Here is an 8,909-nt window from a genome sequence, read left to right on the forward strand (position 1 = left end):
AACCGATAACCACAGCTAAACTGAGCTATTTTTATAAAAAATTAACAAACGTGCAAATATACCCTCCCCGATTTTCTTTTTGACTAAACATTAAATGTCTGATGTATACTCTTTATTAAATTTCTTATTAAAATGAATAGCTATCTGAAGTAATCTAACAATCTCATAATAAGATAATTTAAACAACCCCTTTAAATTATCATTTTTTAATTAGCCTTTTCCATAACAGCTCTTTCTTTAGCTTCATCTTCTAGACTTTTATTTGGCATTATTAGATTTAAAACAAATGCAACCAATGTCGCAATTACTATTGGAGATTCTCCAAATACTAATTTTATAAATGGAGGAAATGCTTCCTGTGCTGCTGGAACTGATGTTATTCCCATACCTAAAGCTATTGCCAAACCTACAATAGTAATATTCCTTGATGACAATTCTTCTGTAATAATTAACTTTATACCTGTCATTGTTATCATACTGAATATAGATATTGTAGCTCCTCCTAAAACAGAGTATGGTATAGTTGTCATCAATGCACCAAACTTAGGTACAAACCCCGATAATAACATAAATATACCAGCTATTCCAAGCACAAATCTACTTATTACTTTGTTCATAGCTACCATACCTACATTTTGACTATATGATGATGGTGGTAAACCTCCAAACAAAGCGCCTATCATAGTGCAAATTCCACTTCCTATTACTCCACTTGACAATTCTTTATCTGTTATATTTCTATCCATACCTCCCATTGTAGTAGCTGACAAATCTCCAATTGCTTGAACAGCATTGATTATACTTACAATTACTACAGAGATTACTACTGGTATATCAAATTCCAATCCGAATTCAAGTGGCTTAGGTATAGCAAACCAAGCTGCCTCTCTAATAGGGTCAAAATTTATTATTCCCAAAACTAAAGATACACAATATCCAACTATAATTCCTAAAAATATTGCTGCCAATTTTGCATACCCTTTTGCAAATTGGCTAAGACCTATAACTACCACTAGTGTTATAGCTGCTACTGCCCAATTTTGCATAGAGCCATAAGTAGGACTATTTACACCACCTGCCATATAATTTATTGCTATAGGATATAAAGATAATCCAATTGTAAAAACTACTGTTCCTGCAACTATATTAGGAAAAAATTTTCTTATCTTTTTTATAAATATTCCTATTAATACTGTAGCTACTCCCCCTATTAATTGTGCACCCAAGATGCTCGCTAGTCCGTAACTTCCTCCGACTGCTACGAGTGTTGGCACATAAGTAAAGCCGACTCCAAAAATTATAGGCAATCTTGAACCAATATTTCCTATTGGATATAGTTGTATAAGTGTTGATATTCCAGCTATTATTAATGCATATTGCACTAAAAGTGTTATTTGTGTAGCACTAGCACCCACAGCTCCTCCAACAACTATAGGTACTGTAACAGTTCCAACTATCATCGCTAGTATATGTTGCATTGATAGTGGTAAACACTTTAAAATTGGTGGCCTTCCATCAATATCAAACATAGAAACACTTTTTTGATATTTACTCAAGGTTATCACTCCCAACTATTTTTTAATGACAGTTATTATTATCTCACACAACATCCTTTCTTTTTTTATTTTGCCATCTTAATTTAATATGAAGCAATTATAATGCCAATATTTTAACAAAATTGTTTTACATATATAATTTTTATTATATTTGTTAGTATTTGATAATTTGATAAACCATTTCTTTTTTTAAATTCTTTTAAATTTTTTTTATTTTTGGATAATAAAATCTTATTACAAAAAAATCACTTGGAAAATAGTTTTTCAAGTGATTTTTATCAATTTTATAATTTCAAATTTTAGAATTGAGAATTAAAAGCATAATTACTATACATCTATCTTTCTATACAATGTTGCTAGCGATATTCCAAGTTTTTTAGCAGCTAACTTTTTAGATTTAGTATCATTTCCATAAAACTTTAATACCTTTTTTATATATGCTCTCTCAAATTCTTCAAGGGTAAGTATATCTTGTTCCATATTTATCTCATAGTCACTTTCCTCAAGCAACTTTATATTTATTTTGTTTAACTTAAAATATTCAAGTATCTTTCTATTTATTATACCCTTATGTATTATCCCATCTTCCTCAAGAAGATTTAAAGCTAATTCTATAGTGTTTTCTAATTCTCTTATATTTCCTGGCCACGGATATTTAAGTAGCATATGTTCTACATCTGGCTCTATATGGTATACATTTTTCTTCATTTTCCTTGAATATTTATCTATAAAATTATTTATTAATATTTGTATATCATCTCCCCTTTCTCTAAGAGGAGGCACTTCTAGAGGTATTACATTTAATCTATAATATAAGTCTTCTCTAAATTTATTTTCTTTAACCAACTCAAATAAATCTCTATTAGTAGCTGATATAATTCTAACATCTATATCCATTAATTCATTTGAACCTATTCTTGTAAACTTCTTTTCCTGTAACACTCTCAAAAGCTTTGATTGTAATTGAATTGGCATATCCCCTATCTCATCTAGAAATACAACTCCTCCATTAGCTAATTCAAATTTACCAATTTTACCTTTTGAATCTGCCCCACTAAAAGCTCCTTTTGTATACCCAAAAAGTTCACTTTCTAGCAAGGGTTCTGGTATAGCAGCACAGTTTATAGCAACGAATGTTTTATTCCCTCTGTTTCCTGCGAGATGAATGGCTCTTGCTATTAACTCTTTTCCAGTGCCACTTTCTCCAGTTATCGCTACAGTAGAATCACTATTTCCAATTTTACAAATTCTATTCTTAAGAGCAAGCATTACATCAGATTCTCCAATTATAGAGTCTACTGTTGTTGTTCCCCAAATATTGTATACTTCCATTCCACCATACATTACTGAATCACTGTGTTTATCCATAAAATATCAACTCCAAATAAATATTATATATAATCATCATTCAAATTATCTATTTAATTATATCATAACAGAAAAGCTTAGTTATAATTTTACAATAATATTTTAATTTTCAAATGAAGCTTAATAAAAAGTATACCTACTTAAATTTTAATTTAACAGGTATACTTTCTTTATTTTGCAAGCATTCTATATTAAATAAGCAATTACAGTACCATATTTAATATCTAAAATAATTTCCAAAACTTTTCATTTATTACTTTTATATAGTTCTTTCATGCTATAAAATTATTTATTACTTTATACAATGTATTTTTATTATTTTTATAATTCTTATTTTTAAAATTTATAATTAAAAATTATTTTTTTTAAATCAGATATGGTATTTTTTATGTCATCCAATCTTACAGTTTTTGCTTCTATAAATTTACCTTTAAATGACTCCAACAATCTCCATGAGCTGTAATTTTTATCTTTTTTGATACAAGGATATAATAATATACATCTTTTTGCATTTTCATAAGATGTTATATATGCATACATCTGATATATATCACTTGACCTATAGAAAATATTTGAATCCACTTCAATAGCTTTCCATTTTGTATCAATTATGATTTCAGATTCATATTTTGAATCATATAAAACTATATCGGGCCTTAAATTAAAAGTTTTCTTTCCTGTTTGTTCATTTTTTAAAAGGAACTTACTTTTATCTTGTATATAAGTTTCTCTAAATTCATTATTCCATATACTTTTTATTAAGTTTCCTATATATTCTTCATATAAAATGTTTATTTCAAATAATATAGAAAATGCATCTTGATTATTTTCGCTGTTATCCATCGATAAATTTAAAAGTATAAGTTTGGCCAATGAGTAACAATCTTTAAATCTATCATTATTTTTATAAAATTTGTAATCTAATAGTTCTTCTCTATTTATATAAGCTAAATCTACATTATAAAAATAACTCAAAATTTTTTTTATCTTATTTTGAATTAAATTATCATCTATTCTACATAAAATAGATATACATGCCTTTTTTAAAACTTGATTCAAAAAATTATTTTCGCTATACTCATCATATTCACATTTTATTTTCATTGGAGATATATTTTTTTCTCTTGCATATTTACTTATTAATATCTTACCTTTTACAACATTTGAATTATCTATCTTATTTATATATTCAAAATAAATCCCTCTCTTAATTTGCATTTGCATACTTTCAATAAAATACAGAACAAAAAAATTCATGAGATTATAATTTTTTAAACTTGATTTTATATTTTCGTTTATTATAATTGGAATCTTATTACATGTAGAAAGCATTTGTAATAGCATTTCTCTATCTTTTACAGTATTATTACTTAATGACAGCTTTGGAAGTATCTCCAATATTACATTTTCAAAACATATAACTCCTACATAATTTATGAATCTCAGTTTTTTATATCTGATATCTATTATATTGCTCTTTAATACATCGTTATTATTATCCAAATATTTAAGTAATTTTTCATATTCAGTTTCTGTAAGCTCATTTTCATCATTACCTACTTTTATCCATTCATAAGTTTCCTTTACATATATATTTTTACTCATATATATTTTTTAACTCCTCAATAGATATATTTCGTTTTATATAATAATTAACTTTACTTTCCATTATTGATGAATTATTATTTTTAAATAATTTAGATGCTGTGATTTCTTCCTTATAAACAATATATTTATCCTTTTCATTTTTACCTATACCACCTAAAATAAGTCCTACTTTTTCTGAGTCATAATAGAAATATTCTTGAAGAAGTGGTATTATTTTTTTTCTAAATACGACTACTATATCATCAATATTTTCTACATTTAGTAAGTAAGCCTGTCCAATAACATGGTCTCTATCATATAAAAACTCTATTCTCTTATTGATTGTATACAGCATATTTTTAACATCTATTCCATCTGCAACAGACAGTAATTCATAGTCTGGCATAATTTCTTCAAAATCAAATCTTCTTCTCAAAGCTATATCTAAAAGAGCTATGGATTTATCTGATGTATTCATAGTACCAATTATATATAAATTTGGAGGTAGAGAAAATTTTTCTTTTGAATATGGCAGTTTGACAATAGTTTGATTTGATTTAGTAAGTCTTTTATCATCTTCTAATAATGTTATTAATTCGCCAAATATTTTAGAGATATTCCCTCTATTGATTTCATCTATTATTAAAACATATCTTTCTGATTCTTCAAAATTAAAGTTCTCAACATCTTCTATATTATCAAGCACCAACATCTTTTTTCTTGCCTTTATATCTTCTATAGTTAAAGTATCTTTTTCTAGCTCAAAATTTAACTTCTTTTCAAGTTTCAACCCATCATAACATGCTTCTATAAATATGTCCTTCAATATACCATCTTCTGGCTTAAAATTACCTTCACCATCAGACTTGAGACCTTCTATAAATTCTTCATATCCATATGATTGATGAAAAGTACAAAATTCTACATTATTTTTATAATCTACATAACTTGTACAATCATTATTTTTTAAACTAGTTTCATTTATTAAATTATAAGCTATTTGTTTTGCGTTATATGTTTTACCAGTCCCTGGTGGACCATAGAGTATGGTATTTAACGAAATTTTATTAGTATATCTTTTTATATACTTTTCAACTAAATTATTATTTTCAAAGATAACCCATGCATTTCCATCAATATTCTCTTTTTCATTTTCTATCCATTCTACAGGTAAAAAACATCCACCTTCTGAAGTAGTTATTTTATCTTTATCAAAACCTTCTTTAACTTGACAAACACCAAATAAGCTTTTCATTGTATGGTCATTTTCGTAAATTACTTTTTCGCTATTATATACTAGAATATAATCATCTGTATTTATATTTTTCAAGTTTTCTAATTGTTCTAAACTAGTAGGTTGAATAAACAGTTCTTCATTCTCTACGCACTTATCTACATCTATATAATAATAGTTTTTTAGGTACCATTTATTATTGTCACTTTCTTCTATTCTTTTTTTTAATGATTTATTATCTTGTAATTTAATAATGTCTAAATATGTATTTATATCTTCATTATTTAATTTATAAAACTCACTAGTATATATTTTACAATTTAAAACTGTATCAAATGTGTACATCCATTTTATAGGTAATGTATGACCCAAAATATGACTTAATTCATAACCATTTTCAAAACTTTCTTCAACAATACCAATAAGGACACTATACTTAATTTTTCCTTCTACATTTTGATATGCCCTATATAGAAAATAATCTCCTTTTTTAACTGACATAAATTTTTTTATAAAATCTTTGTCATTACAGTTCTCATTAATGTATTTTTCGGATTTTTTTCCCATATTAAGTACTTTTTTTAAATTTATTTTTATATCAAATCCTAATGCAATTATGCTTTCTTCTTTAAAAACTTGTGGTGTGTCTGTCTCTTGATAAAAAAATTCTTCCATTAACCAATACTCTGTAACATTTATATTTTCAGACATATACTTCTCCTTAATATCTAAAATACATTAATTATATAACATTCCCACTTTAATCTTTCCATCTAAATTTTCTTTTAAGTATAACGAAAATATCATTTCATAGCCTTCTTCTGCCTTATTTTGAATATTGTTCATCAAATCATTTAATTCAACTAGTGAAAATTTATTATTTCCTTCAACAAAAACTATGCCTTTTTTCCCAATAAATTCTTCACCAAAATGTTCCATCTTTTCAAATAAAATATCTACTATTTCACTGTGCTGTTTTGAATCTTCAAATTCTTCAAGAGAATACTTAATCCCTTTATCACTTATAATAGCTTCTTTTAAATCAGTTATATCTATATTTATCATACAAGAATCTGAAATAGACTCTATCATAACATTCATCAAATCAACAAATTTCAAAATACTATTTTCATTGACTTTAAATTCTCTATTAATTCCTAAGTCATCTTTATTTTCTTCTTCTGAAGAATTTATACCTATAGATAAAATTCGTCTTTCATTAGACATATATGAAATAGCTTTTATAACTTCTCGACTTTGTTTATCTTCAGTTGAATATGCTAAAAATAATATATCAACTCCATCTAAAAGACTTCTAACATATTCTTTTTCAACCTCTTGATTCATAGTAATTCTTTCTATATCCATATTTATTTTTACTTTTTCTTCTATTTCATCTATTATACTAATACCTTCAACTCCAACACCAATTATCTTAGCATTCTTATTAACATTTTCCATTATAATATGTATCTCCTTAATAATTATTTAATTTTAACATTTTTAAATATTATATCATATTTTCTTCATAAAAATATTTTAACTCTTTAGCCTTATCATAAAGTAATTTATTCATAAATTTTGGTTCTACAACTTTAGCATCTTTTCCTATTGAAAATAATGTAGATATCCACCAATCTATTTCTTCATACTTTATAAGTTTACTAATTGTTCCACTTCCATTTTCATTTAATTCTATATCCAAATCTAAAAAACTTCTAGTTATTTTAGAAATACCTTCTTTTGTGAGTGATATATGTAAGTGGACAATTTCACTAGTTTTATTAGTAATTGCCATCTCTTCATTTAACTTACTATATACTGTATCTAGCCATTTTTTCAAACTCATACATGCCTTTTTGCATTCTCCTACTTTTTTAATTTCTAGTACTTTATCTATACGAATTATTGTGATACTATCACTTTCATAGTCATACACTGGTGAAAACCAAAACCCTTCATTTAAAAATATACCTATTGGGCATATTTTTTTCTCTAGCAATTGATTTCCAGATTTATATTGAATATTCAAAACACAAGAGTTTGATGAAGCCTTGAAAAATTTAGTTACAGTATTAATATCAATATTTCTATAATTAGCTATAAACTCAATATATTTTTCAATGTTATTTATACCTATTTTTGCACTACTTTCACGATTATAATTTATTTTTTTAATTATAGAATCAATTTCTTTTTTTATGTGTGAAAAATTGTAAACTTGTAGTGACTTAAATGCAAAAACTATAGACATAACTTCTTTTTCTGTAAATATAACAGGAGGTATATAGCTATTGTTTAATACTCTATAACCTCCATTTCTACCTTTTTCTGCTTGAATTGGAAGTCCCATTTTATTTAATTCTATTAAATATCGTTGAATAGTTTTAGTTGAAAGATTAAACTTTTCTGACAACTCTTTGATTGTAAACTTTTGCCTATCATTAATATATGTCCAAACATCAGTTAATCTCTTCATCTTTGACAAATAAAATCCCCCTTATAATAATACTATCCTTAATCCACACTAATTTTCAATCTACAAAATAACGTTCTTCACTCTAAAACTTAATGTCAATGATATTTCCATATTTTTTCATTAAAAAACAAAAGAATGGTACTCCTACCAATGTTACTACTACAAATTCTCCAAAACCTACTTGTATCATCGATAATATTAGAGGAAGTCCAAAAAATATATTTAGCATTAGTCCAACTACAATTGCATTTATGATAGTAGGCCATATAGAAGCTATAATTAATGTGCTCTTATTTTGACCTCCTAACTTACTAGTAATATAGACTAAACTTGCACTTACAAATGTGGCAAATGTTCCAAAAATTATATCAGGTACACCATATGGACCTATTACATTTGCTAAAAAACAACCCAATGTAAGACCTACTATATATCCCTTATCTAAAAATGCTAGAAGCATCATAATCTCTGCTATCCTAAATTGTATTGGTCCATAACTTATAAATCCCAATGATAAAGTTAAAACTGCATAAATTGATGTAACAACTGCTGTTACTGCTATATTGATACTATTTCTTCTCATATACCTCTCCTAGTAAAAATTTTATTGCTAAAAATTAATAACATAATTTTATTTTATACAAAATTTATAAACTTAAACAATAATTTCAAATAAATAAATTAC

Annotated in this window: 7 protein-coding genes; all 7 read right to left on the minus strand. The window is 25.9% G+C overall.

Annotated elements, in window-relative coordinates:
• Nucleotides 1-206 precede the first annotated feature (206 nt).
• Nucleotides 207-1,529 carry a uracil-xanthine permease family protein gene (locus KGF52_RS11990; protein WP_413894817.1) on the minus strand — a complete coding sequence of 441 codons (1,323 nt, stop codon included), beginning with the start codon at nt 1,527-1,529 and terminating at the stop codon, nt 207-209.
• A gap of 354 nt (nt 1,530-1,883) precedes the next feature.
• Nucleotides 1,884-2,924 carry a sigma-54 interaction domain-containing protein gene (locus KGF52_RS11995; RefSeq protein ID WP_227829400.1) on the minus strand — a complete coding sequence of 347 codons (1,041 nt, stop codon included), beginning with the start codon at nt 2,922-2,924 and terminating at the stop codon, nt 1,884-1,886.
• Between the two features lie 336 nt (nt 2,925-3,260).
• Complete coding sequence (locus tag KGF52_RS12000; protein ID WP_227840345.1) at nt 3,261-4,529, minus strand: McrC family protein; 1,269 nt, start codon at nt 4,527-4,529, stop codon at nt 3,261-3,263.
• The gene (locus KGF52_RS12005) at nt 4,522-6,456 is read right to left on the minus strand and encodes an AAA family ATPase (RefSeq protein WP_227840346.1); all 1,935 of its coding nucleotides are present in this window, start codon (nt 6,454-6,456) and stop codon (nt 4,522-4,524) included. The genes KGF52_RS12000 and KGF52_RS12005 overlap by 8 nt, the downstream gene beginning before the upstream one ends.
• 27 nt (nt 6,457-6,483) lie before the next feature.
• Entirely contained in the window at nt 6,484-7,206 is a 723-nt protein-coding gene (locus tag KGF52_RS12010) for a cell division protein (RefSeq protein ID WP_227829403.1), read from the minus strand.
• A 49-nt stretch (nt 7,207-7,255) separates the two neighbouring features.
• A complete protein-coding gene (locus tag KGF52_RS12015) occupies nt 7,256-8,224 on the minus strand; it encodes a WYL domain-containing protein (protein ID WP_227840348.1) in 969 nt (322 codons plus the stop codon).
• An 82-nt stretch (nt 8,225-8,306) separates the two neighbouring features.
• Nucleotides 8,307-8,807, minus strand: a complete 501-nt coding sequence (locus tag KGF52_RS12020; protein ID WP_227840347.1) for a QueT transporter family protein — start codon at nt 8,805-8,807, stop codon at nt 8,307-8,309.
• Between the last annotated feature and the right edge of the window lie 102 nt (nt 8,808-8,909).

The sequence above is a fragment of the Clostridioides sp. ZZV15-6597 genome, from assembly GCF_020657815.1.
Classification (GTDB): domain Bacteria; phylum Bacillota; class Clostridia; order Peptostreptococcales; family Peptostreptococcaceae; genus Clostridioides.

Bases quoted from the DNA above. Each gene is read 5' to 3' on its own strand.
- KGF52_RS11990 (WP_413894817.1), bottom strand. From the start codon at position 1,529: ATGTTTGATATTGATGGAAGGCCACCAATTTTAAAGTGTTTACCACTA.
- KGF52_RS11995 (WP_227829400.1), bottom strand. From the start codon at position 2,924: ATGGATAAACACAGTGATTCAGTAATGTATGGTGGAATGGAAGTATAC.
- KGF52_RS12000 (WP_227840345.1), bottom strand. From the start codon at position 4,529: ATGAGTAAAAATATATATGTAAAGGAAACTTATGAATGGATAAAAGTA.
- KGF52_RS12005 (WP_227840346.1), bottom strand. From the start codon at position 6,456: ATGTCTGAAAATATAAATGTTACAGAGTATTGGTTAATGGAAGAATTT.
- KGF52_RS12010 (WP_227829403.1), bottom strand. From the start codon at position 7,206: ATGGAAAATGTTAATAAGAATGCTAAGATAATTGGTGTTGGAGTTGAA.
- KGF52_RS12015 (WP_227840348.1), bottom strand. From the start codon at position 8,224: ATGAAGAGATTAACTGATGTTTGGACATATATTAATGATAGGCAAAAG.
- KGF52_RS12020 (WP_227840347.1), bottom strand. From the start codon at position 8,807: ATGAGAAGAAATAGTATCAATATAGCAGTAACAGCAGTTGTTACATCA.